26 protein-coding genes and 1 pseudogene are annotated in these 26,428 nt (G+C 42.9%); 13 read left to right on the top strand and 14 right to left on the bottom strand.

Going from position 1 to position 26,428, the window contains the following annotated elements; genetic code table 11:
* Positions 1-136 precede the first annotated feature (136 nt).
* Entirely contained in the window at positions 137-613 is a 477-nt protein-coding gene (locus FTU90_RS12780; RefSeq protein WP_180072775.1) for a pyridoxamine 5'-phosphate oxidase family protein, read from the top strand.
* 93 nt (positions 614-706) lie between these two features.
* On the opposite strand, the gene FTU90_RS12775 is transcribed toward FTU90_RS12780, so the two are convergent.
* Complete coding sequence (locus FTU90_RS12775) at positions 707-1,291, bottom strand: uracil-DNA glycosylase family protein (protein WP_180072773.1); 585 nt, start codon at positions 1,289-1,291, stop codon at positions 707-709.
* 32 nt (positions 1,292-1,323) lie between these two features.
* The gene (locus tag FTU90_RS12770) at positions 1,324-2,034 is read right to left on the bottom strand and encodes an SGNH/GDSL hydrolase family protein (RefSeq protein ID WP_180072771.1); all 711 of its coding nucleotides are present in this window, start codon (positions 2,032-2,034) and stop codon (positions 1,324-1,326) included.
* A 388-nt stretch (positions 2,035-2,422) separates the two neighbouring features.
* Between FTU90_RS12770 and FTU90_RS16325 the strand changes: the two genes are divergently transcribed.
* Entirely contained in the window at positions 2,423-3,082 is a 660-nt protein-coding gene (locus FTU90_RS16325; RefSeq protein WP_373687598.1) for an enterochelin esterase domain-containing protein, read from the top strand.
* A pseudogene (locus FTU90_RS16165) lies at positions 3,016-3,445 on the top strand (alpha/beta hydrolase-fold protein). The gene FTU90_RS16325 and the pseudogene FTU90_RS16165 overlap by 67 nt, the downstream one beginning before the upstream one ends.
* Before the next feature lie 41 nt (positions 3,446-3,486).
* On the opposite strand, the gene FTU90_RS12760 reads toward FTU90_RS16165, so the two are convergent.
* From FTU90_RS12760 to FTU90_RS12740, 5 genes are all read right to left on the bottom strand, one after another.
* A complete protein-coding gene (locus tag FTU90_RS12760) occupies positions 3,487-4,548 on the bottom strand; it encodes a fatty acid desaturase (protein ID WP_074382733.1) in 1,062 nt (353 codons plus the stop codon).
* 481 nt (positions 4,549-5,029) lie between these two features.
* A complete protein-coding gene (locus FTU90_RS12755) occupies positions 5,030-5,773 on the bottom strand; it encodes an SDR family oxidoreductase (protein WP_005097014.1) in 744 nt (247 codons plus the stop codon).
* Between the two features lie 53 nt (positions 5,774-5,826).
* On the bottom strand, positions 5,827-6,525 hold the full coding sequence (locus FTU90_RS12750) for a histidine phosphatase family protein (RefSeq protein ID WP_180072769.1): 699 nt from the start codon (positions 6,523-6,525) through the stop codon (positions 5,827-5,829).
* Complete coding sequence (locus FTU90_RS12745; RefSeq protein ID WP_180072767.1) at positions 6,522-7,643, bottom strand: phosphotransferase family protein; 1,122 nt, start codon at positions 7,641-7,643, stop codon at positions 6,522-6,524. The genes FTU90_RS12750 and FTU90_RS12745 overlap by 4 nt, the downstream gene beginning before the upstream one ends.
* A 55-nt stretch (positions 7,644-7,698) precedes the next feature.
* On the bottom strand, positions 7,699-8,940 hold the full coding sequence (locus tag FTU90_RS12740; RefSeq protein WP_005097018.1) for an acyl-CoA dehydrogenase family protein: 1,242 nt from the start codon (positions 8,938-8,940) through the stop codon (positions 7,699-7,701).
* 92 nt (positions 8,941-9,032) lie between these two features.
* Between FTU90_RS12740 and FTU90_RS12735 the strand changes: the two genes are divergently transcribed.
* Positions 9,033-9,950, top strand: a complete 918-nt coding sequence (locus FTU90_RS12735; RefSeq protein WP_180072765.1) for a LysR family transcriptional regulator — start codon at positions 9,033-9,035, stop codon at positions 9,948-9,950.
* Between the two features lie 221 nt (positions 9,951-10,171).
* Positions 10,172-10,726, top strand: a complete 555-nt coding sequence (locus FTU90_RS12730; RefSeq protein WP_005170726.1) for a thermonuclease family protein — start codon at positions 10,172-10,174, stop codon at positions 10,724-10,726.
* A gap of 67 nt (positions 10,727-10,793) precedes the next feature.
* On the opposite strand, the gene FTU90_RS16160 is transcribed toward FTU90_RS12730, so the two are convergent.
* The 3 genes from FTU90_RS16160 to FTU90_RS12720 are packed head-to-tail and all read right to left on the bottom strand — an operon-like array spanning position 10,794 to position 13,357.
* Entirely contained in the window at positions 10,794-10,901 is a 108-nt protein-coding gene (locus FTU90_RS16160; protein WP_100328576.1) for a DUF2474 domain-containing protein, read from the bottom strand.
* Between the two features lie 9 nt (positions 10,902-10,910).
* On the bottom strand, positions 10,911-11,915 hold the full coding sequence (gene cydB / locus FTU90_RS12725; RefSeq protein WP_005097023.1) for a cytochrome d ubiquinol oxidase subunit II: 1,005 nt from the start codon (positions 11,913-11,915) through the stop codon (positions 10,911-10,913).
* Positions 11,912-13,357 carry a cytochrome ubiquinol oxidase subunit I gene (locus FTU90_RS12720; protein ID WP_180072764.1) on the bottom strand — a complete coding sequence of 482 codons (1,446 nt, stop codon included), beginning with the start codon at positions 13,355-13,357 and terminating at the stop codon, positions 11,912-11,914. The genes cydB and FTU90_RS12720 overlap by 4 nt, the downstream gene beginning before the upstream one ends.
* A gap of 256 nt (positions 13,358-13,613) precedes the next feature.
* On the opposite strand from FTU90_RS12720, the gene FTU90_RS12715 reads away from it, so the two are divergent.
* Positions 13,614-14,054, top strand: coding sequence for a MarR family winged helix-turn-helix transcriptional regulator (locus tag FTU90_RS12715; RefSeq protein WP_159138084.1), 441 nt, complete (start codon positions 13,614-13,616; stop codon positions 14,052-14,054).
* Positions 14,054-15,253, top strand: a complete 1,200-nt coding sequence (locus tag FTU90_RS12710; protein ID WP_005097026.1) for an MFS transporter — start codon at positions 14,054-14,056, stop codon at positions 15,251-15,253. Before FTU90_RS12715 ends, FTU90_RS12710 begins: the two co-directional genes overlap by 1 nt.
* Positions 15,254-15,259: 6 nt before the next feature.
* Here the strand turns inward: FTU90_RS12710 and FTU90_RS12705 are convergent, their stop codons facing one another.
* Entirely contained in the window at positions 15,260-16,240 is a 981-nt protein-coding gene (locus FTU90_RS12705) for a GlxA family transcriptional regulator (RefSeq protein WP_005097027.1), read from the bottom strand.
* A gap of 114 nt (positions 16,241-16,354) precedes the next feature.
* Between FTU90_RS12705 and FTU90_RS12700 the strand changes: the two genes are divergently transcribed.
* Entirely contained in the window at positions 16,355-18,142 is a 1,788-nt protein-coding gene (locus FTU90_RS12700) for an acyl-CoA dehydrogenase (RefSeq protein WP_180072763.1), read from the top strand.
* Positions 18,143-18,546: 404 nt separating this feature from the next.
* Here FTU90_RS12700 and FTU90_RS12695 read toward each other — a convergent pair whose 3' ends face one another.
* On the bottom strand, positions 18,547-19,764 hold the full coding sequence (locus FTU90_RS12695) for an alkane 1-monooxygenase (RefSeq protein WP_005170714.1): 1,218 nt from the start codon (positions 19,762-19,764) through the stop codon (positions 18,547-18,549).
* Positions 19,765-19,951: 187 nt separating this feature from the next.
* Here FTU90_RS12695 and FTU90_RS12690 point away from each other — a divergent pair, with 187 nt between their 5' ends.
* Complete coding sequence (locus FTU90_RS12690) at positions 19,952-20,875, top strand: AraC family transcriptional regulator (protein ID WP_005097030.1); 924 nt, start codon at positions 19,952-19,954, stop codon at positions 20,873-20,875.
* A gap of 15 nt (positions 20,876-20,890) precedes the next feature.
* Here FTU90_RS12690 and lpxB read toward each other — a convergent pair whose 3' ends face one another.
* A complete protein-coding gene (lpxB, locus tag FTU90_RS12685; protein WP_159138082.1) occupies positions 20,891-22,063 on the bottom strand; it encodes a lipid-A-disaccharide synthase in 1,173 nt (390 codons plus the stop codon).
* A gap of 389 nt (positions 22,064-22,452) precedes the next feature.
* On the opposite strand from lpxB, the gene FTU90_RS12680 reads away from it, so the two are divergent.
* The 3 genes from FTU90_RS12680 (at position 22,453) to FTU90_RS12670 (ending at position 25,151) form a co-directional block, all read left to right on the top strand.
* Positions 22,453-23,343, top strand: a complete 891-nt coding sequence (locus FTU90_RS12680; protein ID WP_005097034.1) for a sulfite exporter TauE/SafE family protein — start codon at positions 22,453-22,455, stop codon at positions 23,341-23,343.
* 127 nt (positions 23,344-23,470) lie between these two features.
* The gene (locus tag FTU90_RS12675; RefSeq protein ID WP_180049316.1) at positions 23,471-24,562 is read left to right on the top strand and encodes a 3-deoxy-7-phosphoheptulonate synthase; all 1,092 of its coding nucleotides are present in this window, start codon (positions 23,471-23,473) and stop codon (positions 24,560-24,562) included.
* 64 nt (positions 24,563-24,626) lie between these two features.
* Positions 24,627-25,151: a protein tyrosine phosphatase family protein gene (locus FTU90_RS12670; RefSeq protein ID WP_180072762.1), complete on the top strand. Its 525-nt coding sequence runs from the start codon at positions 24,627-24,629 to the stop codon at positions 25,149-25,151.
* Positions 25,152-25,153: 2 nt separating this feature from the next.
* On the opposite strand, the gene ispF is transcribed toward FTU90_RS12670, so the two are convergent.
* Positions 25,154-25,642 (bottom strand): 2-C-methyl-D-erythritol 2,4-cyclodiphosphate synthase, encoded by a 489-nt coding sequence (gene ispF, locus FTU90_RS12665; protein ID WP_180072761.1) that lies wholly within the window; start codon positions 25,640-25,642, stop codon positions 25,154-25,156.
* 100 nt (positions 25,643-25,742) lie between these two features.
* Between ispF and FTU90_RS12660 the strand changes: the two genes are divergently transcribed.
* The gene (locus FTU90_RS12660) at positions 25,743-26,396 is read left to right on the top strand and encodes a hypothetical protein (RefSeq protein ID WP_180072760.1); all 654 of its coding nucleotides are present in this window, start codon (positions 25,743-25,745) and stop codon (positions 26,394-26,396) included.
* The last annotated feature ends 32 nt before the right edge of the window (positions 26,397-26,428 follow it).

Below are 26,428 nucleotides of genomic sequence, written 5' to 3'. Positions count from 1 at the left end.
AGCTCATGTGGCTCTTTTTTTATGATGTAAATAGCATTTTAGATTGATTAAATTGCCCTATCTTCAATTTTTTCAGACAATGCCAAGCTAAGTAAGTTGTTATAAAATTTATAAAAAATAATAAGAGAATCAAGACATGATTTCTGATAATGAATGGCATCAGATACGCCAAGTGGTCGCTGATGCACAACGGGCTGCCATGCATTGCTCTATTGCAACAGTCAATTGCAAAGGTTTTCCTAGTATTACTCCGATTGGAACCATATTTCTCAACAAAAAGACCAGTGCGGGTTTCTTTTTTGATACTTATTCCACTACTTTTTCTGAAAATTTACAGCATCAACCCATGGCCTGCATACAGGCCGTCAACAGTAGCAAACTGTTTTGGATTCATTCGTTGCTTAAAGGTAAATTTAAGCGTTATCCAGGAGTACGCTTATATGCAGAAATTGGCCCTTTACGTCCGGCCTCGCCAGAGGAAATACAGCAGGTGGAGTCTCGTATTCGAGCTTTAAAATGGACCAAAGGTAGCCAGTTAATCTGGTCCAGCTTTCATCATGTCCGGGAGATTAAAATCAAAAGCTATCGCTGGGTCGAATATCCAAATATGTGAATAAATAAGGTTAATAACTTATAAATAGTAAGTTTATTTCTTTTTTAACCTAAAACTTCTCTAACCATTTTCATCTAATTATTGGATTAAATATTAAACCAGCCCCACATATTCAAACATCAGCCGGTAACTTTCGGCTTTTTTTTCCAAGGAAAGTGGATAAGCCCGCGAAGATGAAGGCATACGGTATAAATGTAATTCTCGACCATTAAACCGGGTTTGTGTCGGTTGCCCAATTTTGGGCTTTTCAGCATCCTCTGGCATAGACAGCATCAATGTATCTGTTGCCTTGTCACCGGTGGTCATAATATGGTGACATTCAGGCATCTGTACCAGTAAATCTTGCAGATTGGTCGGCACGACAATTTCCAGAAATTTATCCGAAGCATTCCCTTTCAAGCGTCGGATCTGATAGGCACTGTCAAAAATCGCAATCCCCGTTTCAATTAAAAAATCCCGGATTAATTGTTCCTGAAATTTTTTATTTTCAATATCCAGAAAATGGTCTTTATTTTGAAAGAAAATTAAACCAAAAATCCGCCACATATCATTTTGATAATTTGGATAATAAAAGTTCATTTTCCAACGCGTTGCTGGTGGTGGAAAACTACCCAGCATCAACAACTTGGCATTGGGCGGTAAAAAAGGTGCTAATGGATGCGTTTCAATATCAGACATAGGATTAATTAAATTAAGAACTTTCAACTATTTTAGAATTTCTGCCGAATCTTGCTAGCCACTTCTTGTCCCCAAAGTGTATAGACTTCCTTACTCGGATGAAAACCATCTGCTGCCATTTGTAAATTCATGGCACGATACTTTTCAATATTGTATTCAATCCATTGCATATTTGCCTGATCTTCAACAAATCTTGCTAGCTGCTGATTCATTTTCTTGGCATATTGACCAAACAGCCAGGCCAAAGGATTGGGTAATGCCGGAAACATATTCATGGGTGGTACACCTGCTGCAATGATCAGTTCAGGGCTGAATTTTTGTTGAATCATGGCATACAGTTTTTTCTGTTTTTGAATCCAGATATCAGCCGGCATGAGCTTGGTTACATCATTTACACCAACTGAGCTAATGACCACATCAAAATGTTCTGTCTCCAGTTGTTCTATGGCACGAATCACTTTAGCTGTGCTATCCCCTGTTTTTGCATGCAATTTCCATTGAATTTTAAAGTTATGCTGCAAATCTTTTAAAATGGCGCCCAGCAATGCATCATCCTGATGCTCTACCCCAACGCCGGCAGCCGCAGAATCGCCGACAATCAGTATAGAAAGCGGCTGGCCTTGACCGCACGTTCCTTCACGTTCACCCTCCGGTTCTGGGAGTTGCACAGTGTTTTTTTTGACGCGATTGCCCTGAATTACCAATACTGGAATTAATGCAAGAGTCGATATTTTCAGCCACATAAATCTATACTTTAAATATAAAACAATGAATTAGAACTTTATTGTAACCTGTCATGCTATGAGTTTTGATAAAACATCATGTAAATAATTGAATAAATATATAAAAATAATTGAAAGACAAATCTGTGTTTATAATTGATAATAATTATCATTACTATTTTTAAAATTAATTGGGGGATGATTTGAAATACTTATACTTAAGCACACTCTTACTAAGCGCACTATCATTACATAGTTTGGCAGATTCACCTTCCTCAATGGAGCAAGCACCTTATGCTGCAGCGTGTGAAGCAGTTCAACCCGAAAGCGACCTGTTAAAAAGTTTACAGCAGCAATTAAAGCAGTCTCCTGAAAACCGAGCCGGATTAATCCAACAATTCTGGGAAAAGTGCAAAATCAAACTACACCCATTATTGAGCCACTTGATCAGGATCATGTTCGACTGATTTTTTTATGGAAAACAGCCAAACATAATATGCGTCTGGTCGGTGGCCCGAGTAATGATCATGAATGGTTGACTCGCCTGCCCGATACCGAGATCTGGTTTAAGGAAAATATTGTGAACCGTCGCTATATCGGCAGTTATAGTTTTGCAGTGGATTTACCAAATTTGGAGGGTTATCTATCGAATTACTGTGCACATTTAAACCCAGAACTCAAAGAACCCCAGGCGCAGCGCCGTGCTGTATTGCAGGTATTACAACTTGATCCATTGAATCCAAAACGCTGGCTTAAAGAAAATACTGCCTCTAAACTGAGGAATGAAAATATTATCGCCCTGGATCAAGCCCCTCCCTTTATCGATCCTAAACGCTATCCAGATCATCCGCAGCCTGAACTAAAACGTTATCAGCTATCCAGCCAGTTTTTAAAAAATCAACGTCGCGTTGAAATCTATCAATCTAAAAAAACTGCACAACAATCTTATATCACGGCTATTTTCTTTACCCGGAATTTTCAGGTTTTTTTAATCAGGAATTTTTGCCTTGGCTCGATCAGAAAATCGTACGTGATAAGCAAAAAACAGTTCTTCTCGGCTCCAGTTTAGGAGGGCTGAGCAGCTTATCTTGCCTTAGAAAATCCGCAGCACATTAGTCATGCTGTGCCTTTATCCGGCTCGTTCTGGTGGTCACCTGAACCACACTCAAAAATCAATGGTATGAATCAATTAATTCATAATTTAAAAAAACAGCCTCAACAGTATTTTCATATTTCAGCGAATCGTTATGAATCTTCGCGTACCAACAATGACTTAAGTATTCTGGAAACGTCACCCATCGTGGCACAAGCTTTAAAATCCAAAGGGCATGAGGTCAGATATCAGGTTTATGAAGGCGCACATTCCTATGCAATTTGGCAGGTGATATTGCAAGATGCTTTGCTGCACTTCTTTGCAAATTCCAAAGAGTAGATAAAAAAATCCTGCATTTGCAGGATTTTTTTAATTTAGTTTTATTTTGTTTGAATATCATTCCAGCGGTTTAAACGTTTAAATGTGCCCAGGTCATTAAAACGTACGCCCACTTCTTTCATCACTTTATGCGCCGTTTTCGAGGTCATTTGACGAATATAAAAAGGCTCTTTAACGACAAAGTGATGAATCGCATGCGTGGCCCCAAAATTGCAGCAAAACAACTGAAATGGCATCATCCACCAAGGCGTCAGTACTTGTGTTTGCTTGATGACATCCCTCGGATCAATATCGCCATAATAATGCATATTCGAGCTGACAAATTGCAGGCTAAATGAACGGATAAAATTGGGAATCAGCCAGATGACTGCAATAAAATTAATGATTGGCATTGCTTCGATTACGACTTGCGACCAGCGCATCTCATAGCCAAATAAAGGCACGATTGCATTTGAAACATGGAACACGACAAATAAATAAAATAAGCCATAATAAAGAATGCTTAATGGCACAAAGCCCAATAGCTGGGAAATCATGGCAATTTTACGTTCTTTTTCAGGCTGTTTTTCCAGAAAAAGATGGATCATTTTAAACATCTGAAAAGGACGCAGATAAACCGACATCAATTGATCACTGATGATCAAAATCCGGCGAATTCCCCAGGGCATACCATTGCTGATTCCACGTTCTTCCAGATCATGTTCAGTTCCAGAATATTTATGATGATGCAGGTGTAAACGACGACGTGCCCACGGACTAATGGTATTTGGACGCGCCAACCACACCAAAGCCAGCATCAAGTGATGTGCCCAGGGCGTTTTTTTGAAATACATATAATGAATTAAGTCATGCTCTAATTCATGCGTTAATGAAGCAAAAATTGCAATTAAAGGAATCGTCAGCCATACAGAAAGATAGCCATAGGCATAGGCCAATGCGCATAAAACCATACCGATCCAGGCAAAACCGAGAATACTGGCACCAATAAAATTTTGATGTTTCAATATTGGATAACGGTTACGTAAATCTTCACCTGCCTGTGTCACCACAGTTCTAACTTTGGAGATACGCTGCTGGTCTGTCATCTCTGAAGATGTAGACATATAGAGAACCTTTAATTTCTGGACAGTTGCACATTAAAGGAAATTAAAAAAAAGAGAAGTGATCTTTTGACTGTCCGAGCGAGTATGTCCAAGTTTTGGACAATTTTGGCACTTTTTCTAAGATGAATAAAAATACAGGGAGGTCATGCGTAATTTTTTATGAGATTCAGTCTCTAAAAAATCTGCTTTTTAACAGCAATTTATCTCTATATTAATTAAACTTGGTTTGCCTTGAAATAATAAATATTTCATTATTAAAAGCTTATCAAACTACCTGATCCTGATTAATCGAATTAACGAGCTTTGTTTTCTTTACACAGGATAGTGCATGTATTTGGCACATTTTTATCTGCAACTTTGCTAACGCTAGCATTAGCGTTGACTTTGCAAAGCAATTTTTTCAAGTGAAATTACCAGCAAAAAAAGTTCTGAAGTTCTAGAAAAGTAAAAAGCCCCTTATGGAGCTTTTAGATTTTAAACCTTAGCCTAATTTATTCACCAATTTCAGCGGCAATATTTTCATCGCCAGACCCAATGGCAGCCATGGCCATTTTGGCACATAAGCCTTTACTGGCGCTTTTTCAATTTCAGCAGCAAGTAAACGCGATCCGGTTTTTTCATCCACTTCAAATGGCAGTTTCTTGGCGCCTTCATTAAGTTCGGTACGAATATAGCCCGGGAAAATTGTGGTGACTTTGATTGGCGTATCAATCAGTTCGGCACGAATCCCTTCGGCCAGATGTGCAACACCTGCTTTACTTGCACCATAAGCGGTTAAATGTTTAGGCATACCGCGCATGGCACTCATTGAAGAAATCATGACCAGATGGCCTGAATTTTGCGCCCGGAAAATCTCTACTGCTGCTTCACATTGCGCCAAGGCCGAAATAAAATTGGTTTCAACTGTGGCCTTATTAATGGCAAAGTTTCCCTTGCCAATACGACGGCCTTCACCAACTCCGGCATTGACAATCACCCGGTCAATCGTGCCAAAATCTTGTTTAAAAGCACGAAATACGTCAAAGACCTGATCATAATTAGTGACATCTAAAGTTTTAGCAATTACTTGAATGCCGTATTGACTCTCCAACTCTTGTTTAAGTATTTCCAAACGATCCAGGCGACGCGCGCAGATGGCCAGGTTATAGCCTTTCTGAGCAAATTCGCGTGCCATACCTGCACCAATTCCTGAACTTGCACCAGTAATTAAAATTGTTTTTGCCATGTGTTTTACCTTATTCCTTTATTTTTCTAAGCGATCAGATTTGCGGTACAGATTTAAATCCAGGTCAATAAATCCGGACGTTGCGCTTTAATGTAATGATGTTCATTTAGGCTTAATAGCTGGGGTTGGTTGCCTACCAGACGTAGCGTGGTCATGCTGGTATTGGTAATTGCCCAGTTTAGAGCAAAGGTTTTATTCGGAGACAAACCGAGAATTTTGCCCGCAGCAACCGAAATGACCCCGCCCGACGTAAACACTACAGCATAGCGCGGTTTCTTTTCAGCCAGATCATCACACAAATGCTGCAATGCCGTTTCCACCCGCTGTTTGAAATCCGGCCAGGATTCTTCATATTCATGGTGATAGTCACCGCCAGTCCAGCGCTCAATTGCACCTTCAAAAATTTTACTTAAATAGGTGCGTGGATTGGCATGCTGCGATACATCTTCTTTCAACAGTTCAGGTTGATTAAAGCGTGGCTCATATTGAGCAAAGACTTGTTGATGATTAAATTCGTTCCAGGCTGAATCTGTAACTGGCTCACTTTCAGGAAAACATTCAGCCAAGGCCAATTGCGCCGTTTGTTGATGACGCTGCATGGAGCCTGCCACCACATAAGGTGCTTCTTTTAAAATTTCATCAAAATAGCGACCCAATAATTTGGCTTGTAATTCACCATTTGGAGAAAGTTTGTCATAGCTTTCTGCACCGAAAGACGCCTGTCCATGGCGGATTAAATAAATCGTCGTCATTTCGGCATCAACTCCTTAAATTTGGTCATATATTTCTGTGCAATATCATTGGCCTCAATTTTCTGGCGGCCAATCAGTTTTAAGGCACGAATATGCAAGGCATGAATCACAATCCAGAAATCTTTAAATGCTGGATTATTGGTCTGTTTATGATAATAGCGATAATAAATTTGCTGCGCGATCACCGCCAAACGGAAAACTCCAAAGACTTCATAGAAGGTCCAGTTTTCAGGGGTTAATCCGGTTTTTTCCAGATAATAATCCACCACTTCTTTACGGCTAAACATGCCTTTTAAGTTGGTGGGTTGACGACGTGTGGCTTTAAAAATTGCATTATCCGTATCTTCAACCCAGTAAGCCAAAGCTGAACCCAGATCCATCAATGGATCACCGAGTGTCGCCATTTCCCAATCCAGAACGCCAATGACTTGAGTCGGATCGTTTGGATCTAAAATGACATTATCAAAACGCCAGTCATTGTGAATCAGACAGGTTTTAGCATCCGCTGGGGTATTGTCTTTAAGCCACTGACGGACATATCTGAAAGATGGCACATTCAAGGTCTTGGCTTTGGCATAACGTACATCCCAACCATCTACCTGACGATGACAATAGCCCTCGCCTTTGCCTAATTTCTCCAGTTCAGTACCCACATAAGGCACCTGATGCAACTCAATCAGCTTATCAATGACGTTAATACACAGTTCACGTACCTGAGCTTCATTAAAATTCAGTTTTCTGGGTAAATTGGCGCGTGGAATAATGCCTTCAATGCGTTTCATCACATAGAAGTCGCAGCCAATCACGGATTCATCCTGACAAAGTGCCACCATCTCTGGTAATACCGGATAAAACTCGGAAAGTGCATACTGAACCTTAAATTCACGGGCCATGTCGTGGGCAGATTTGGCTTTGGTACCTTTGGGTGGACGACGCAGGATTAAATCGGCATTGTCATATTTCAGACGATAAGTCCAGTTCGATGCGCCACCCGAATATTGAGTAACTTCGACCGGGCCTTCAAGTTGAACGCCCTGCCCAATCAGCCAGTTTCCTACAGCCTGAACATCCAGTTCCTCACCTGCACGAACCGATCCACCGACATCAATAACTGCCATAATTTTTCCTTCAATTCTTTTTCAAATGTCTTCAAACTTTATATCGTGTTTAAGCTTATTTTTTATGGCGTGTACTGTAACCGCGTTTAGCCAGTTCCAGTTTTGCGATCATACCTTTATGCACTTCATCTGGTCCATCCGCCAAACGTAGGGCACGTGCCTGAGCAAAGAATCCGGTGAGTGGCGTATCACGGGAGACACCAGCACCACCGTGAATTTGTATGGCCATGTCCACTACTTTTTCTAATACACTTGGCGCAACCACTTTAATGGCCGAGATTTCAGTCAAAGCCGCCATATTCCCTAAAGTATCCATTTTATAGGCTGCATACAAGGTTAAAAGACGTGCCTGATCAATCGCGACCCGTGCTTCAGCAACACGTTCCAGATTACCACCCAGTTTTAAAATTTCTTTACCAAAGGCAGTCCGGCTCATACCGCGGTCAATCATCAGCTCCAAAGATTTTTCCGCAGCGCCGATACAACGCATACAGTGGTGAATACGGCCTGGCCCGAGACGACCTTGAGCAATTTCAAAGCCTTGACCGGCACCACCAATAAAACTGGCAACTGGAACGCGGACATTTTCAAAACTGACTTCACCATGACCATGCGGTGCATCATAGTCGCCAAATACCGGTAACATTCTTTCGATTTTCACACCCGCCGTATCGACAGGAACCAGAACCATGGAATGCTGATGATGACGGTCTTTGCTTTCATCTGGCGTATGTGCCATAAAAATAATGACTTTGGCATTGGGATCGCCCAGACCTGATGACCACCATTTACGGCCATTCAGAACAATTTCATCGCCTTCGATGACCGCCGTTGCTTGCATATTGGTCGCGTCACTAGAAGCCACCGCCGGTTCAGTCATACAAAATACAGAACGGATTTTGCCTTCAAGTAATGGCAAAAGCCATTGCTGTTTCTGTTCTTCAGAGCCATAACGCCAGAGGACTTCCATATTGCCGCTGTCTGGCGCATTACAGTTAAATACGGTCGGTGCAATCAGGCTACGGCCCGAAAGCTCGGCAATATGAGCATATTCATTGACTGATAAACCTTGGCCCAGTTCAGGACATGGCAGAAACATATTCCACAGCCCTGCTGCTTTGGCTTTGGCTTTTAAAGTTTCCAGTTCAGTCGGCCATTGCCATTTGGTCCAGTCACTGCCTTGATTTAACTCATGCACTTGCTGCCAAAAATCGGCTTCAACAGCTTCGATTTCATCTTTAATAAATTTTTTAGTTCGTTCAACATAGTCTTGCGCGCGTGCGGATAACTCAAACATGGCTATTTCCCTCTGGATATTTTGTATTCTGCTTTACAAGACCTTAACTTAAAAACTATTATGAATAAAATGATTTTAATCCATAGCTCATCATGCATAGCATTCATAATAAAACACTGATGGATATGAGTGTTTTCCATCGTATAGATATCAATTTATATCCACTTTTTGTCGCTATTTTTGAACAGAACAGTATTTCTAAAGCAGCACAGCGATTATGTATCACCCAATCTGCTGCCAGTCACGCTTTGCAGCGGCTCAGAAATCAGTTGCAGGATGATCTGTTCGTACGTTTTGGTGCAAAAATGCAACCCACGCCGTTTGCTGAACAGATTTATCCCGCCATTAAAAATGCCCTGATGACGATTCAAAGTATTTCTATTCAGCATCAACAATTTCAACCAAATATGGTGCAAAGTTTAAAAATTGCCGTACATGATGAAATTGAACCAATGATTTTTCCAAAGTTGGTGGCACATTTTCAGAAAATGAATCTGGATATTCAGTTTAGTAGCATCAAACTGGATCGTAAAAATATCAGTGCTGACCTGGCAGCGCAGCAGGTCGATTTTGTCATGGATCTTGAGCAAAAACTGGGAGATAAAATTCAGTTTGAACCCTTAGTACAAGATGAATTTGTCGTCTGTACGCAGCAAAATAAAATTTCAGAACAATCCTATCTTTCCTCCCCACATATAGGCGTATCATCTCGCCGTACAGGTATCCTAATTGAAGATCTGTATTTGAGCCGTAAGCAGCTTTCAAGACAAATTTTTTTACGCTGTCAGCATTATTCAACTGCGTTGCAAATTTTGGAGCAATATCCCCAAGCGATGTTGACTATGCCACGCAATATCTTAGAGCATTTACAGATAGCCAAAATTCTGAATTTTTTTGAAGTGCCTGTGCAACTGCCTAAGATTAATATGGGAATGTATTGGCACAAAGATTTACAGCAAAATAAAAGACATCAATTTTTGCGAAGCGAAATTAATAACATTTTTACTTAGGCTATTTTAAGTGGATATTAATTTTGCTTAGGCTATTCTAATGGTTGGTATTGTAGCCTGAAATGTCAGGCTCAACCTAAATCTCTTAGGCTATTTATAAATACAAAATGAAACACTGACTGTTTAGCTTTTGAACTCTAGTGCTTGGGGCTTTCCTCTACAATCATGCATCTGCTTGCTGTTGTTCTTCTGCAGCTTTTTTTGATGATCTGGATTTTAGCTTGTTGCCTCTTTCTCCCACCTGGCAAATTGTGCTGGGTTTATTTGCCTTATGCTTTTCCTATTATTTGCTGCACAAACTCACCATTTACCTCAAGGATATATTTCGTCCCTTTAAAAAAGGACAGAAATACTGGTGTCGTGTTAAGGCGGTTAGCGATGGGGATACCCTCACCTGCTACCGTTTCAATATTAGACGTTCTGAAACCAGACTACGTTTTGCCTATGTGGATGCGCCAGAATCCAGCCAAAGCTATGGCAAAGAGTCACAGCGTCTAGTTAAAAGCATGGTGAAAAACAAAATAGTTCGCGTGAAAATTACAGATATTGACCGTTATGGTCGCTGCGTCGGCGTCGTTTACCGCTATCGTAAAAATATCAATGAAGAAATCGTGAAACGCGGCGCAGCATGGGTCTACGAAGATTATATTAAAGATAAAAACCATTTACGCTATATGCTGGACTTGCAAAACAAAGCCAAAAAACAGAAAAAAGGACTCTGGAAAAGTAGCCGACCTGTACGCCCAAGTGTGTATCGAAAACAGGTAAAATCCTAATCTTTGCTGATTTCTCTTCGCTATTAAAAAGTGATCCGGCTCGCCAGATCACTTTTTAATTTTTAAATTAATACGCCAGATGGACAAAAAACCTGAATGCGCCTGCAATTAAAGCCAGAGTAACGAAGCCTAAAATCCATAGGCCCACAAACCATAATATCTGCTTCCCTTTCATTGTTGCTCCTTAATGATAGCCATCATCCCCGACCCGCACTTTATGGCGGAATACCCAGTACGACACGCCGGTATAAATCAGAATGATTGGAATAAGTAATAAAGCACCAATTAAGGTAAATAATTGACTACTTTCTGGCGCTGCCGCCTCCCAGATGGTCACTGACGGTGGAATGATATAAGGCCAGAGACTGATCAGAAATCCGGTATAGGCCAGAAAAACCAGCACCAGCATGTACATGAATGGGCTAAGTTCCTTACGTTGTTTGCAGGCACGTAAAGCCAGCCAGGTAAATAACAGGACTAAGATCGGCACGGGCATGAGATACATAAATTGTGGCTGACTAAACCAGCGTTCCGCAATCTGCGGATGAGTCAGCGGCGTATAAATACTGACAGCGCCCAGGATAATCAATAAGGCGATAATCATTTTTGGCATTAGCTGATACATACGGTCTTGTAACTGATCGGCCGTTCTAAAAATCAGCCAGCCACAGCCTAAGGCAGCATACAGCACCATGACACTCAGACCGGTAAACAGGCTAAATGGTGTCAACCAGTCCAGCCCGCCGCCCGCATAAATGCCATTTCGGGTTTCAATTCCCTGAATATAAGCGCCTAAAATCACCCCTTGCAGGAAGCTGGTCAGCGCAGAACCACCAATAAAGGCTTTGTCCCACCAATGTTTACTGCGATTGGCCTTAAAACGGAATTCAAAAGCAACACCACGGAAGATCAGCGCAATCACCATCAGGATGATCGGCATATACAGTGCAGATAATACGGTGGAATAGACCAGCGGAAATGCTGCAAATAAACCTGCGCCACCCAATACCATCCAGGTTTCATTGCCATCCCAGACAGGCGCAACAGTATTCATCATCACATCACGGTCATCCTGATGCGGAAAAAACGGAAATAGAATGCCAATGCCCAGATCAAAACCATCCAGAATGACATAGATCAGGACACCAACGGCGATGATCACCACCCAAATCAATGACAAATCAATCATTTTTTATTCTCCTGATCTGCATTATCGGCCCCATCCTCAATACTCTCGCGAATACTGCTCAATGGCCGGCGAGATGCCTGAATTACGTCACTATCAATTTCATGTGGGGGTGTAGAATGAATAAATTCCGGGCCTTTGTGCATGAGTCGCAACATATAATAAATACCGGCGCCAAAGACCACACAGTAGACCACGACAAAGATAATCAGGGTCAAGCCTACCTGCTCTGCCGATACCGGCGATAGGGCATCTTTGGTACGCATGATGCCATAGACCACCCAGGGTTGACGGCCAACCTCCGTCGTAAACCACCCAGCCAGCATGGCAATAAAACCGGAAGGCCCCATAATCAGGGCAAACCGATGTAATCCTCGGGATTCATAAAAGCGACCTTTTTTACGTGACCATGCCCCCCAGATTGCCAGCAGTAGAATCAACATTCCTAGCCCGACCATGATCCGAAAACTCCAGAACACGATTGCCGAATTAGGACGGTCTTCAGGTACAAAATCCTTTAAGCCGGTGACAGTACCGTCCATGGAATGTGTCAGGATCAAGCTGCCCAGATTAGGAATGGCGATGGCATATTTGGTTTCCTCAGCCTGCATATCTGGCAGTCCAAACAGATATAAAGGCATGCCGCCATCATGATTGGTTTCCCAATGACCTTCCATTGCCGCCAGTTTGGCGGGTTGATGTTCAAGCGTATTTAGACCATGTACATCACCCACCAAAACCTGTAGCGGCGCAAGTGCCAGAATCAGCCACATTGCCATGGAAAATGAAGTTTTGACCAAGGCATCACGACGGCCCTGAATAAGATGCCAGGCTGCTGTGGCTGCCACCAGCAATGCAGAAACCAAAAAGGCAGCAATGGCCATATGCGCCAAACGGTAGGGAAATGACGGGTTAAATACGATGGCGATCCAGTCTTTGGGGACAAACAGACCATTTTCGATGGCAAAGCCTTGCGGCGTTTGCATCCAGCTATTGGAGGATAAAATCCAGAACATCGAGATACAGGTGCCTACCGCGACCATCAAGGTCGAGAAAAAGTGTGCACGTGGCCCCACCCGTCCCCAGCCGAAGAGCATAATTCCCAAAAAGCCCGCTTCCAGAAAAAAGGCGGTAAGAACTTCATAGGCCAGTAATGGGCCAGTCACGCCACCTGCAATCCGGGAGAATTCACTCCAGTTGGTGCCGAACTGATAGCTCATGACCACGCCAGAGACCACGCCCATCCCAAATGCTACAGCGAAGATTTTCACCCAAAACTTAAACAGATCCCGATAAATCGGGTCTTGGGTTTTGAGCCAGCGCCATTCCAGAATCGCCAAAAAGCTGGCCAATCCGATTGAGATTGCAGGAAAAATAATATGAAAAGAGACAGTAAAGGCGAATTGTATTCGCGCTAACTCTAATGCGGTTAAACCCAGGGTCATACATTTCACCTATATATAATTATTTGTAGGAGCCTTGCTTAGATTTATTAGTGAAGTGTTTTTTCTTGGTCTTAGCTTAGGCTTAATTTGGCTTGGCAATATGTAGACTTTTGTCGGTTATTTTTTACTCAAGTTAACAATGTGTAAGCGCTATTTAATTAAATATGCAAGTGAATATTTAATTGAACGGTGACCACTTGTGTAATCCAAAAAATAGGCGTAAATTGGCTCTAAATTAGTTAGCCAGGTTAACTATATGCCTTCTGCCTCTCTTCCATTTCGCGCCTTGTTATTACGTTGTGCACGGTTACTCAGTGATGAAATCAATACGATTTTATTATCTTCACAGTTAAATTATTCCTTATGGCAAGTGCTGTATGTGATTCAGACGCATCAGCAATGTACCCTGATGAATATTTCTCATTATTTGAACGTATCTAAACCCAGCATCAGTAAACGTATCCAGAATTTAGTGGAACTCGGTCTAATTAGCCAACTCGAAACTGCAGACAAGCGTCAGAAGCTATTCACACTGAGTGAGCAAGGAGTCGAGACTTTTGCCCTGGGTTCCACACAGATTGAGGCATTTGAAAAGCAGTTGCTTGAGCAAATTGCCTCAGATGATATTGAAAGTAGTAAAAATATCTTGATGCAGCTCATTCAGCAGTTACAACCCGCTTCGCAGGATCGACTTTAATGAGCCAAGAACAAACGCCTTTATGGACTCCCAATTTTATTTTGATCAGTCTGGTGAATTTCCAGTTGGTGCTGGTGTTTTATTTGCTGGTGATTGTGATTGTCGGCTACTCGGTAGCAGAATTAGGTGCAACCACGGCACAGGCAGGGCTGGTTTCTGGCTTGTTTATTGTCGGTACCTTATTCGGCCGTCTTATTATCGGGAAACTGCTAAACCGTTTGGGCCTAAAAATTACGCTTGTGGCCGGTCTGACAGGTTTTCTGCTTTTTTCTGGCCTCTATCTGATTCCGGCCAAGCTGGAAATTTTACTGGGCATCCGTCTGATGCACGGTTTTATGATGGGTGTGGCCTCAACGGTATTAGGCACCGTGATTGCCCAGACCATTCCTGCGACTCGACGTGGTGAAGGCATTGGTTATTTTAGTATGAGCAGCACACTTGGCACGGCGATTGGCCCCTTCTTAGGCATCTGGCTAATGTCAAATTTTAACTATCAGGTGATTTTTGTTTTTACCAGTGTAGTCGCACTCAGCTGCCTGATTTGCAGCCTGTTTATTCAGCCGCCACAGATTAAAATAACGAATCCAGTCAATCATATAGAAAATCAATCATCTAGCAGACTGGCGCAATATATTGAACCCAAGGCTTTGCCGATTTCGATGATTGTTCTGATTGTGGCAACCTGCTATTCCGGCGTCTTATCTTTTATTCATTTCTATGCCAAAGAGATTAATTTAGTCGAAACGGCTTCTTTTTTCTTTCTGATGTATGCCATTGCGATTTTGCTTTCACGTCCATTTACCGGCCCGCTAATGGATCGTAAAGGTGAAAACATCATCATCTATCCGGCCATTGTGATTATGGCCTTAGGAATTTTATTACTCAGTCAGGCCCATAATGCTACGATGTTATTGGCCAGCGCCGCACTGCTTGGTTTTGGCTTTGGTAATCTCCAGTCCGTCTGTCAGACCATTGCGGTAAAAAGTACCAGTTTGCAGCGTATGGGGCTGGCGACTTCAACCTTCTTTATTGCGCTAGATGCAGGTTTGGGTTTTGGACCTTATTTCCTCGGCATGCTTCTGGATCAGATCGGTTATCGTCAGCTTTACCTGTACTCTGCTGTACTGACCATCAGCTGTCTGATCTGGTATTACCTGTTGCATGGCCGTAAAGCGGGGGAAATACAACCTTCTTATTAAACACTTCTAAAAGCGACGGCTAAAGCGGCGCCGATATTCCAGCGGCGTCAAGCCAGTTTTTCTATGAAATAAACGGCGAAATGAACTTGGGTCCTGATAACCAATATTTTGCATGATCACATCCACCGCCTGATCGGTTTCTTCCAGACGTTTGCGTGCAGCTTCAATTCGGATCGCTTGCAGATACTGATTTGGCGGCAAGTCCAGTGCCTGTTTAAAATGGCGAATCAAGGTACGCGTGGTGACATTAAAACGTGTTGCAATATCATCCAAGCTAAAAGACTCATGAAAATGCTGCTCCAGCCAGTTCTGGACATTTTGCACCAGTTCATCATGATGCGGTTGTCCAATCTTGAGTAAGGAATAAGACAGCTGGCTATCGCGTCGATAATCAATCACAAAAGATTTGGCCGATTGCATGGCCACCTCAAAGCCATAAAAACGTTCAATCAGATGCAAACCTAAGTCGAACCAGGCCAGGCCACCACCCGCGCAATAGATATTCTGGTCGCGGCTAATCATCAGATCGGCATTCAATTTGACCTGCGGATAATGCGTCCGGAAAATATCTTGAAAGCCCCAATGCGTCGTTGCCACGCGATTATCTAAAATACCGGCTTCTGCCAGAAAGAAATTTCCGGTGCAATTTCCAGCAATTAAGGTCGAATCTGCATGAGCAGATTTTAGAAACCGGATCAGCTCAGGGTTTTGTTGCAATACATCCTGAATCGGTGCAGCTATGGTTGGCACCACCACAATATCTGCAGTTTGAATCTCTTGATAGGAACAATGTGCCTGTAATTCCAGACCATTAATACAACGAATCGGTTGTCCATCAGGACTGGCAATACTAACTTTAAACAGGCGCTGTACATCCTGCTGCTGAATGCGGTTCCAGCTCACACCGGCCATGGCAAATAAATCGACGACACCGGTAATGGCAGAAGCCAGAGCGCCATCAAAACCCAAAACTACGACTCGCTGCATCTTGATCTCATTGTCATTTTTTACCTGTTTGATGTCATTATTGACAATCCTGCTGAATAAAAGCAACTGTTAGTCTTGGCGCTATCTCAAGGATTTTACATTCAGGACAGTACCGTGACCGAGCTAATAAATGATAAAGATCTTAATTTTCTACTTTATGATGTCTTCAAACTTGAAGCTCTGACAAAACTGGAACGTTATCAGGAGCATGATAAAAATACCTTTGACAGTATTTTAGATACAGCCAAGGGTATCGCGACCGATTACTTTGCCCCGCATAATGCCAAAGCCGATCAGCATGAACCGAGCTTTGATGGGAAGCAGGTCAAAACCATTGCTGAAGTCAAAACGGCGTGGCAGCAGTTTGCCGAGGCCGGCCTGCTCTGTGCCCAGCATGATTATGAACATGGCGGTATGCAACTCCCGACTTTATTAAATATGGCCTGCAATGCCTATTTTATGGCGGCCAATCCTTCAACTGTTGCCTATTCTTTTCTGACTGCGGCGGCGGCAAATCTGATTCAAGCCTTTGCTTCACCAGAACAAAAACAGCTATTTTTACCGCATATGTTGAGCGGCCGCTTTGCCGGCACTATGGCCATGACCGAGCCGAATGTCGGTTCTTCTCTGGGTGATCTAACGACCAAAGCTATTCCTCTGGCAGATGGAACCTATAACATTAAAGGCCAGAAAATGTTTATTTCTGGTGGTGATCAGGATATTACCGAAAATATTATTCATCTGGTTCTGGCGCGGATTCAGGATGCACCGCAAGGGGTCAAGGGTATTTCCCTGTTCATTGTGCCGAAATTCAAAACCAATCCAGATGGCTCTATAGGTGAATCCAATGATGTACAGCTGGCTGGTTTACTGCACAAAATGGGTTATAGAGGAACGACTTCAACGGTTTTAAGCTTTGGCGAAAATGATGCTTGCTTAGGCTATTTGATTGGTGAAGCAGGTCATGGCTTAAAATATATGTTTAAAATGATGAATGAGGCGCGTGTCGGCGTAGGCTTGGGCGCAGCCATGATTGGCTATCGCGGTTATCTGGAATCCTTAAACTATGCCAAAAACCGTCCGCAAGGTCGTCTTGCACATGAAAAATCGCCTGATTCCAAACCGGTCAATATTATTGAGCATAGTGATGTCAAACGTATGCTGCTGGCACAAAAAGCTTATGTCGAAGGATCACTGGCCCTGTGTTTATTTGCGGCGCGTCTGATTGATGAACATCAGGCAGCACATGATGAGGACAGTGCCCTCTTGCTTGATCTGATCACTCCAGTGGTCAAATCCTTCCCTTCAGCCTATGGCCCAAAAGCCAATGATCTGGCGATTCAGGTTTTGGGCGGCGCGGGTTATACCCGTGATTATCCGGTCGAACAATGCTACCGCGATAACCGCCTCAATCCGATTCATGAAGGCACGTATGGTATTCAGTCCCTGGATTTGCTTGGGCGTAAACTCTGGCAGCACAATGGCAAGGGACTCAGCCTGTTGATGCAACGCATCCAGCATACGTTGTCTGAGATTCAGAATCCCAAGTTAGTCGCACTGGCAGAAAGCTTTCAACAACATCTGGCTACCGTGCAAAAAACCACCCAGGTTTTAGGTCAGGCTCTGCATCAAGGCCAAATCAATGAAGCATTAGCCAACTCTGGGCTTTATTTAGACATGATGGGAAAAACCATGATTGCCTGGCTCTGCTTAGACATAGCGCAGCAGGCATATCTTAAATTTGGCAATTCCGATCAAAAAGAAGATCAGGACTTTTTGGCGGGCAAGTTTCAGGCAGCCCAATATTTTATCCGCTGGGAATTGCCTGAAATTGAACATCAGGCCAAGTTACTGATGAACTTTGATGATAGCTGCAGGAATATGCAAGCTGACTGGTTTTAAGGTTCATAGCTAAATAAAAATGCGCTGTAAGAAGTAATGCTGATCAGTTAAGGAGTTTAGAAACAGACTCTTTAATTTTTAGTCATTCAATGCGGAGTATTAATGTTATAAATCAAATTCTTGTAAATTATTTGTTACTTTGGTTTCGCCCAAATGAGAAGCGAAGCTTCGCAAGGAGGGCATCTTGCGGAGCAACACTCCTCACCGCAAAACTCGTCAGCCACCATCGACTAGTAAATTTGTCGCAGAAACAATCATTTTTAAATGTAGTCCTGCCTCAAACAGTTGCGGATGACTTTTTTATCTATCAGATATAATCATGAATTTGAAAAAGAAAATGCCAGTCAATTCCTTAACTGACTGGCATTAGCTGTAAGAAGCGCATTTTTTATTTAAAACTAGGTTTATGCTTCAGTACTTAAAATAAGTCCAAACTTTTTAAAAATTTTCTCACGTTTGCCTGGATGAATATTGGCCTTAGTCAGGTCACCCTGATAATGCTGATAGACCCGTTGGTCCATCATTTTGTACCATAACGGCGGAATTAAAGCCGGAATCAACATGGTGGCATAACCACTGGGTAATTCGGGTGCTTCATCAAAATGTCGCAGTGCCTGAAATGGGCGGCTTGGAAAGGCATGATGGTCTGAATGGCGCTGCAACTGGTACAAAAACAGATTGGTCACAATATTGTTATTATTCCAGCTATGTTCAGGCAAGGTCCGTTCATAACTGCCATCATCTTTTTCTGTGCGTTTCAAACCATAATGTTCAATATAATTGACGATTTCAAACAGAGTTACCCCATAAAAGGCCTGAGTCAGTGTATAAGGAATGAGCTTTTTACCATAAGCACTTAGCATCAAGGCATGGTAGCCTGCACTCATCGCCCAGCCATGAAACAGTTCATTTTCCTTGCTTAAAAATTTCAATCCTTTACGTTCCAGACGTTTCTTTTCAATCTGGATCGCTGACTTTAATCCGCCAAACACAGTGCGTGGCCAGAAACGGTAAAAAGACTCGCCCATTTGTGAAGATGCTGGATCTTCTGGCGTTGCCACCCGTTTATGATGCCCATAAGGATGTTCAATACGGAAATGATTATAGGCCAAAGGCATCAGGCTGGCATGCGACCAGTAATGGTCTTTTTTCTGCGGACGATGACTCAGTTCATGTGCCGTATTGACCGCAATGCCGTTAATCGCACCCATGGAAACTCCCAATAAGAGCTGATCCAGTATCGATACATTTGGACGTGTCACCACATAGCCGGCAAAAGCGTTGGCTGCCATTTGCAAGGGAATAAAGGCTTTTACAATCCGGTCATAATACGGATCTTTGACCAGCGCCTGAATCTGTTCGTCATTCGGATTGTTGGCATCATCGCCAATCAGGGCATCCAGAGTCGGAATAATCACATGCAATAATAAAGGCCCGCCCAAAGCAAAGACTTTTTTAGTCGCTTTGGGGCCAAAATGATAACCGGCCAAAATTCCCATTCCGATCACAGGCAAACCTGGGCTGAGCAACCAGCCAAAACGTTTTTTATCCAGCTTTACACCTTTTAGTGCTGACGCTTCCTGCGTAAACTGCGCTTTCTGGATTTGTGCAGGGGCATTCATTGCGAGCTTCCTTTTTTATGTTACTCTGCACTTATAGTTGAATATTTCAGCAACAGCGAACAGTATTCAACGTCCAGAAAACCTATGTCAGCGTCTTTGGCACATGCAGCCAAATTCTGGCCTAAAATCAAAAAGTTAAAAAATTTATAGTCAATTAAGTGAAATAAATAGAAGAATAGAGTTAGGCATGGATGCTTTGAGTAAAATTTTTGATGATATTCATTTGGCAAAATCTGAATATCTTTATCTGAATGTGTTTCATCCGAGCGGCTTTGACTATCAGCATGAGCCTTTTATGCTGGCTTATATCCTGTTACAAGGACAGGCACAATTAAAGTTCGCCAACGGCGATCTGCTCGAGCTGCAACAAGGTGATCTGGTACTCTTACCCGCCGGTTCTGCCCATCGCATTTCTTGCCCCGGCAGTGCCGATTTTTCTGAGCATCGTTCAATTAATGCTTATTTCCAGACCCATGCACAGCAATGTGTTGATCTTAATCGGGAGAGTTCAGCAGCACACAGCTTCATGCTCACCCTTCGTTCCAGTCTGGATATGCAGATGGCAAAACCTCTACTAAGTGCCTTACCTAAATACCTGCATATTCAGCATATTCTGGGCGACACCGCACCGGAATGGTTACAGGTCGGTTTGCAGTTTCTGGCGCTGGAAACCCAGCAGATGCGGCCGGGACGTGACAAGATTCTGGATCATCTGGTCAGTATTTTACTGATTGAATGTGTGCGGGATTATATTTTAAATCTGGAAAATGCCTCGAGCTGGCTGAATGCGCTCTCGCATCCGGAACTGTCCAATGCACTGGCTGCAATTCATGGCAAACCTGAGCAGTTCTGGACCGTAGAAAGTCTGGCTGAGCAATGTCATATGTCACGTTCCAAATTTGCCCAGCTCTTTACCCAGATTGTTGGTGAGCCGCCACTGGCTTATTTACAACAGCATCGCCTGCGACTGGCGGCACAATATTTGCGAAATAGCGGATTCAGCATTCAGCAAATTGCTTATTTGGTCGGTTATTCATCCGAGACAGCCTTCAGTCAAAGTTTTAAAAAACAGTTTGAACAGACGCCCACCCAGTACCGGCTGAATTGTTAGAACAATAACGTCAAATTACTGGATTAGCGCGAGCACGGCTTTGACCGGGTCTTCGCTATTACCAGACAATAGCTGCTTATGCATGGTGATATGCTGCATCACCTGAATTTGTGCAGTTTCAATATTCATCAGTTTTTCAATTTCAGCCGCCAGCTTTTCAGGCGTAGCATCGGCTTGAATCAGCTCCTGAATGACTTTTTTGCCGGCAATGATATTTGGTAGCGAATAATAAGGAATTTTGATGAGAAATTTCACCACATGATAAGTCAACCAATTCAGTTTATAGAAAGTCACCATCGGACGATGTAATAACATCGCTTCCAATGTCGCAGTACCTGACGCCAGCGCAATAATATTGGAGGCATTCATGACCTGACGGCCGATTTTTGACTCGTTACCGCTGTTTTCCATTAAGCGGATTTGAACCTTTAGACTTTCAGGATAAGTCGCCAGCAAGCGTTCTATCTGTTGCTTGCGCGCCTCATTAATTGCCGGAATCAGGAAAGTATAGTCCGGATATTTCTGATGCAGAATCTTGGCTGCATCCAGAACCAAAGGCCCCAAACGTTCAATCTCACCGCGGCGACTTCCCGGTAATAGTGCAATATGCTTCTGATTCGGATCAAGATTCAGTTCTTGTTTAGCATCGATAATCGGATTTTCAAGCGGCAACTGACTGGCCAGAGGATGACCCACAAAAGCGGCTGGCACATCCCATTTTTTAAAGAAGGTTTTTTCGAATGGGAATAAACACAGCACCAGATCAATGTTGGCCTTAATACCATGCACACGTCCCTGACGCCATGCCCAGACGGAAGGACTGACATATTGCACGGTCTTCATCGGCAACTGTTTTTGTTTAATGGTTTTCGACAGGCGCAGGTTAAAATCAGGTGCATCTATACCAATAAAAATATCGACAGGGTTTTTAGTCCAAGTTTCGACCAGCCCATCACGTACAGCAAAGAGTTTTTTAATATCCTTGAGAACTTCAACAATGCCCATCACCGATAAAACATCCATCGGATAATAGCTTTTAAAGCCTTCTGCGATCATTTGTGGACCACCGATGCCTTCAAATTCGGCATCAATCCCTTGCTCACGAAAACGGCGAATCAACTTTGCGCCAAGCGTATCTCCAGAGACCTCACCGACCACGATTCCAATTTTTAGTTTTCGATTTAGCAAGTGAGTTCCCTCTCAGATCCGTATTGAACTGTATTTAATCGTAATTCTAACATAAAGCTGGGTTTATGCCTGAATAAGCAGTGAGCATCTTATATTTTAAGAAAGGTATGCTTTAGAATTACTTAGCCTACTCTTAATCTTCCCTGATGATTTTTTCTATTGAAGTTGTTTTCCTGATTCATCTTCATTTTCAGGCAGATCAAAGTGTCCTTTAAAATAAGTGACCGGTCTTTCACGTTATTTTCTATAGCGAGGATGAACATGAAACTTCATTTAATTTTAAGCCCAGTGCTTTATCTTTTTTATGCATAAGTAAATCAATAATCAAGACAACGACTTATATCCAAAAGTCATAAGATATCCACGTTTTTTGATTTTGGCATATATGCATGTTTGGTCCGATTGAGTTTATTTTAGCAGGTGTGTTGGTAGGTTTTTGTGTTGGAGTAACCGGTGTCGGTGGTGGCTCATTGATGACACCCATTCTGATCAGCCTATTCCGGATTGAACCCCACATTGCAATTGGTACGGATCTGCTCTATGCCGCGATTTCAAAATTCTGCGGTTCTTTTGTGCATGCCAAAAAAATGAATATTGTCTGGCCAATTGTGATCTGGCTGGCAGTAGGCAGTATTCCAGCATCTTTTGCCACGCATTGGGTACTCGACAACTATTTAAGCCAATCGACACATTACAAGGCCGTCCTGACCATGGTATTGGGCTTTATGCTGACCATTACCGGCTTGTCTATTCTGTTTCGCACCCAGATCGAAAATCTTTTCAACAAATACCGAAAACAAGAACTGCCAGATATGACGCAGGATCTGGAAAAAGTAAAACTGCAAGCCAAGGAAAAGCGCATCGCCATCATGATTATGGGCGTTATCTTGGGTATTTTTGTCACCTTATCTTCAGTCGGTGCAGGTGCATTTGGCATCATGGCTTTAGTGGTGATGTTTCCGAATCTGCCGATGATTCGTATCATTGGCTCAGACGTGGTGCATGCGGTGTTACTGACGCTGGTTGCAGGCTTGGGGCATATGTCATCAGGCAATGTCGATTTCATGCTGCTCATGTGGTTATTGGTGGGTTCTATTCCAGCGATTATTGTCGGCACTTTACTCAGTTCACGGATGCCAGAAAAACTGATTCGCAAAATTTTAGGCATTACCTTATTTGGGCTCGGCCTGAATTTCATGCTTAACCCTGTAAAATCAAAACCGGCTCAACCTGCCGAAACAGCGATGGTCGTCATGAGCCAGAATTCCCAGTCCGTTTAATTTAACTATGCGATTCATCACTTTTTTTTCAAAGAAGTATTCATCTTTTTTATAACAAAGTGACGCATCATTCATGTTATATTCGGGCTATTAAACAACCTTTTGTATGATCGAACCAGTGACGGCAATGAATACACAACAGTCAAATCCCATTTCAGCATCAGATATTGATGACGTGAATATCCACAGCATGATTCCTTTGGTAACCCCTGCTGAGCTTAAAGCAGAATTACCTTTGACTGAAACTGCTTATCAAACCGTACTGCATGGTCGTGAAACGATTCGTAAAATCCTGGATGGTGAAGACAAACGCCTGTTCGTTGTCATCGGCCCCTGTTCTATTCATGATCCTGCGGCTGCACACGAATATGCTGAACGCTTAAAAGCGTTAAGCGAAAAAGTTAAAGACAGCTTATACATCGTGATGCGGGTTTATTTTGAAAAACCACGTACCACAGTGGGCTGGAAAGGCCTGATCAACGATCCGGATATGAACGACTCGTTCAATATCGAAAAAGGTCTGCGTATCGGTCGTAAGCTGTTACTTGAACTGAATGAAATAGGTTTACCATGTGCCACTGAAGCACTTGATCCGAACTCACCGCAGTATTATCAAGACCTGATTTCATGGTCTGCAATTGGTGCACGTACGACTGAAAGCCAGACGCATCGTGAAATGTCTTCAGGTCTGTCTTCACCAGTCGGCTTTAAAAACGGGACGGACGGCGGTTTAACCGTGGCAACCAATGCGATGCAATCGGTCAAACATGGCCATAGCTTCCTTGGTTTAAACGATCAAGGTCAGGTGGCTGTGATTCGTACTTCAGGTAACCCTTATGCTCACGTGGTACTGCGTGGCGGTAATGGCAAACCGAACTACGATGCAGGCTCGGTGGCAGATGCAGAAGCGGCGTTGGCCAAGGCCAAAGTCAGCACCAAGATCATGATTGATGCCAGCCACGCCAACTCAAACAAAGACCCGTACCTGCAACCACTTGTACTTAAAAACATTTCAGAACAAATTCTTGATGGAAACAAGTCAATTGTTGGTATTATGGTAGAAAGTCATCTTAAGGGCGGTCGTCAGGACATTCCGGCCAACCTGAATGATATGGAATACGGTCAGTCCGTTACGGATGGCTGTATCGACTGGGAAACGACTGAAAAAGTTTTACTCGACATGCATGAGGCATTGAAAGACATTTTACCTAATCGTTAAATGATCTGACCAACGCCATCGCCAAGATGGCGTTTGCATTTCTAGAATAAGGAAAATTTATCTGATGAATGATATTGAAACGGCATTAAGCCAGATTGAGAATTTTCAGTTCATACACGAACATCTGTTTAGCTCCGGCCAACCGACCACTGCCCAATTAAAGCTGATGAAAGAATATGGTGTATCTACAGTCATCAATGTGGCATTAACCGATAGTGAACAGTATCTACCACATGAAGATAAAATTTGCCTTGAGCTGGGACTGAACTATATTCAGGTTCCGATTTCCTGGGAAACACCTTCAGACAATCAATGCCTGCTGGTACTGGACCTGATCGATCACCTGGTGAAAGAGCAAATGGTCTGGGTGCATTGTTTGCAAAACTATCATGTCAGCTGTTTGATGTATTTATATCGTCAATACTATATGGATATAGATTTGCCTACGGCGCATGAGCATTTGCATCAAATCTGGGAACCGAATGAAACCTGGACCGGTCTCATGCATGCGGTTGCCCTGCAACTACAAGGCCGTAAAGCTACTCAGGAACTGGAATTATCCCTGATTAATCCGAATCATTTTGCCTGATCTTATTTGCTGTGGCTCAATAGCACGGTTGCCATGCACATGATGCCTTCCTGACGACCGGTAAAACCTAACTGTTCAGTCGTCGTGGCTTTGATACTGATTTGAGTAACATCGACACTCAACACATCCGCAATACTTTGACGCATTGCCAGATTGTGTTTGGCCAGTTTCGGACGTTCACAGGCGACCGTAATATCGGCATTGTTCAGCTGATAGCCACGATCCAGAATTAACTGATAAACATGCTTCAACAATACCCGGCTGTCCGCACCTTGAAAATCCGGATCGGTATCCGGAAAATGCTGGCCAATATCTCCAAGTGCCAACGCGCCCAACAATGCATCACAGAGTGCATGCAGAATCACATCACCATCCGAATGTGCTTTCAGACCGTGCGTATGCGGAATTTGAATGCCGGCCAAAGTGACAAACTCACCCTCTTCAAATGCGTGCACATCCAGACCCTGACCAATACGAATTTGTGCGATCACCTTATACATCCTTTAGAAATAGCCCATTGAAATCTTGTACACTTGCTTTCTATTTCGCTATAGTTAGACCAAGCGTAACACAGTGAAAGTATAAGCGATCATGCTACTGAAAACTGATATAAATATGTTGAAAATAATTGGCCTGATGCTCGGCCTGGGGATGATATCTGCGGGTAGTTCAGCGAACCCACTCGAGTGTAACAACGACAGCAAAAAAACAGCGGCCATGAATAAAGTCTGCTCAGTAGCGCTGTCCGAAGCTCGGGAAAAACTCGCTGACCAATACTTGACCGCTTTTTTAATTACTGATGCCCCCGTTCGCTTATTGCAAGACACCCAACAGTTATGGGCAAATCGGTTACAGCAATGCAAAACGCTGGACTGTTTTAAACAGCAGTTTGAATGGCGCCTCGATGATTTAAATATCTATATTTCACTGAATCAAAGCCTGACTCAGCATTATATTAAGTTCGAGCAGGGACAAATGGCCAAACAGCCTGTGCATATCAAGATTCATCAACTGACTAAAGACCGCATCAAGATTGAAGGTCTGGCCTATCGCAATCCCAATAACCGGGCCGAAACGCAGACTGTTCCATTTTTAGCCTATACCACGCCTGCAGCAAAAGAACAGATCATGGATAATGAAAATGACTGCCGCTATGAGTTTAACTATAGCAAAGCGATTCTAGCCGTCAACACTCAGCAAAAAGGTTGTGAACGTTTTACTGGGGTTTATCGCTTATATGATTGATTCAATTTAAAAAATATTAAAAACTTAACCTT

Source organism: Acinetobacter sp. YH12200, from assembly GCF_013418175.1.
Lineage (GTDB): Bacteria > Pseudomonadota > Gammaproteobacteria > Pseudomonadales > Moraxellaceae > Acinetobacter > Acinetobacter pseudolwoffii.
The sequence above is the reverse complement of the archived record's forward strand: the minus strand, read 5'-3'. Positions and strand labels throughout refer to the sequence as shown.

Coding starts and splice junctions, on each gene's coding strand:
- FTU90_RS12675 (WP_180049316.1), top strand. CDS start 23,471: ATGAATACACAACAGTCAAATCCCATTTCAGCATCAGATATTGATGAC.
- FTU90_RS12780 (WP_180072775.1), top strand. CDS start 137: ATGATTTCTGATAATGAATGGCATCAGATACGCCAAGTGGTCGCTGAT.
- FTU90_RS12755 (WP_005097014.1), bottom strand. CDS start 5,773: ATGGCAAAAACAATTTTAATTACTGGTGCAAGTTCAGGAATTGGTGCA.
- FTU90_RS16160 (WP_100328576.1), bottom strand. CDS start 10,901: ATGAAAGGGAAGCAGATATTATGGTTTGTGGGCCTATGGATTTTAGGC.
- FTU90_RS12660 (WP_180072760.1), top strand. CDS start 25,743: ATGCTACTGAAAACTGATATAAATATGTTGAAAATAATTGGCCTGATG.
- FTU90_RS12750 (WP_180072769.1), bottom strand. CDS start 6,525: ATGACGACGATTTATTTAATCCGCCATGGACAGGCGTCTTTCGGTGCA.
- FTU90_RS12770 (WP_180072771.1), bottom strand. CDS start 2,034: ATGTGGCTGAAAATATCGACTCTTGCATTAATTCCAGTATTGGTAATT.
- FTU90_RS12710 (WP_005097026.1), top strand. CDS start 14,054: ATGAGCCAAGAACAAACGCCTTTATGGACTCCCAATTTTATTTTGATC.
- FTU90_RS12720 (WP_180072764.1), bottom strand. CDS start 13,357: ATGACCCTGGGTTTAACCGCATTAGAGTTAGCGCGAATACAATTCGCC.
- FTU90_RS12690 (WP_005097030.1), top strand. CDS start 19,952: ATGGATGCTTTGAGTAAAATTTTTGATGATATTCATTTGGCAAAATCT.
- FTU90_RS12775 (WP_180072773.1), bottom strand. CDS start 1,291: ATGTCTGATATTGAAACGCATCCATTAGCACCTTTTTTACCGCCCAAT.
- FTU90_RS12695 (WP_005170714.1), bottom strand. CDS start 19,764: ATGAATGCCCCTGCACAAATCCAGAAAGCGCAGTTTACGCAGGAAGCG.
- FTU90_RS12735 (WP_180072765.1), top strand. CDS start 9,033: ATGCATAGCATTCATAATAAAACACTGATGGATATGAGTGTTTTCCAT.
- FTU90_RS12670 (WP_180072762.1), top strand. CDS start 24,627: ATGAATGATATTGAAACGGCATTAAGCCAGATTGAGAATTTTCAGTTC.
- FTU90_RS12745 (WP_180072767.1), bottom strand. CDS start 7,643: ATGGCAGTTATTGATGTCGGTGGATCGGTTCGTGCAGGTGAGGAACTG.
- FTU90_RS12740 (WP_005097018.1), bottom strand. CDS start 8,940: ATGTTTGAGTTATCCGCACGCGCGCAAGACTATGTTGAACGAACTAAA.
- FTU90_RS12715 (WP_159138084.1), top strand. CDS start 13,614: ATGCCTTCTGCCTCTCTTCCATTTCGCGCCTTGTTATTACGTTGTGCA.
- FTU90_RS12760 (WP_074382733.1), bottom strand. CDS start 4,548: ATGTCTACATCTTCAGAGATGACAGACCAGCAGCGTATCTCCAAAGTT.
- FTU90_RS12680 (WP_005097034.1), top strand. CDS start 22,453: ATGTTTGGTCCGATTGAGTTTATTTTAGCAGGTGTGTTGGTAGGTTTT.
- cydB (WP_005097023.1), bottom strand. CDS start 11,915: ATGATTGATTTGTCATTGATTTGGGTGGTGATCATCGCCGTTGGTGTC.
- FTU90_RS12705 (WP_005097027.1), bottom strand. CDS start 16,240: ATGCAGCGAGTCGTAGTTTTGGGTTTTGATGGCGCTCTGGCTTCTGCC.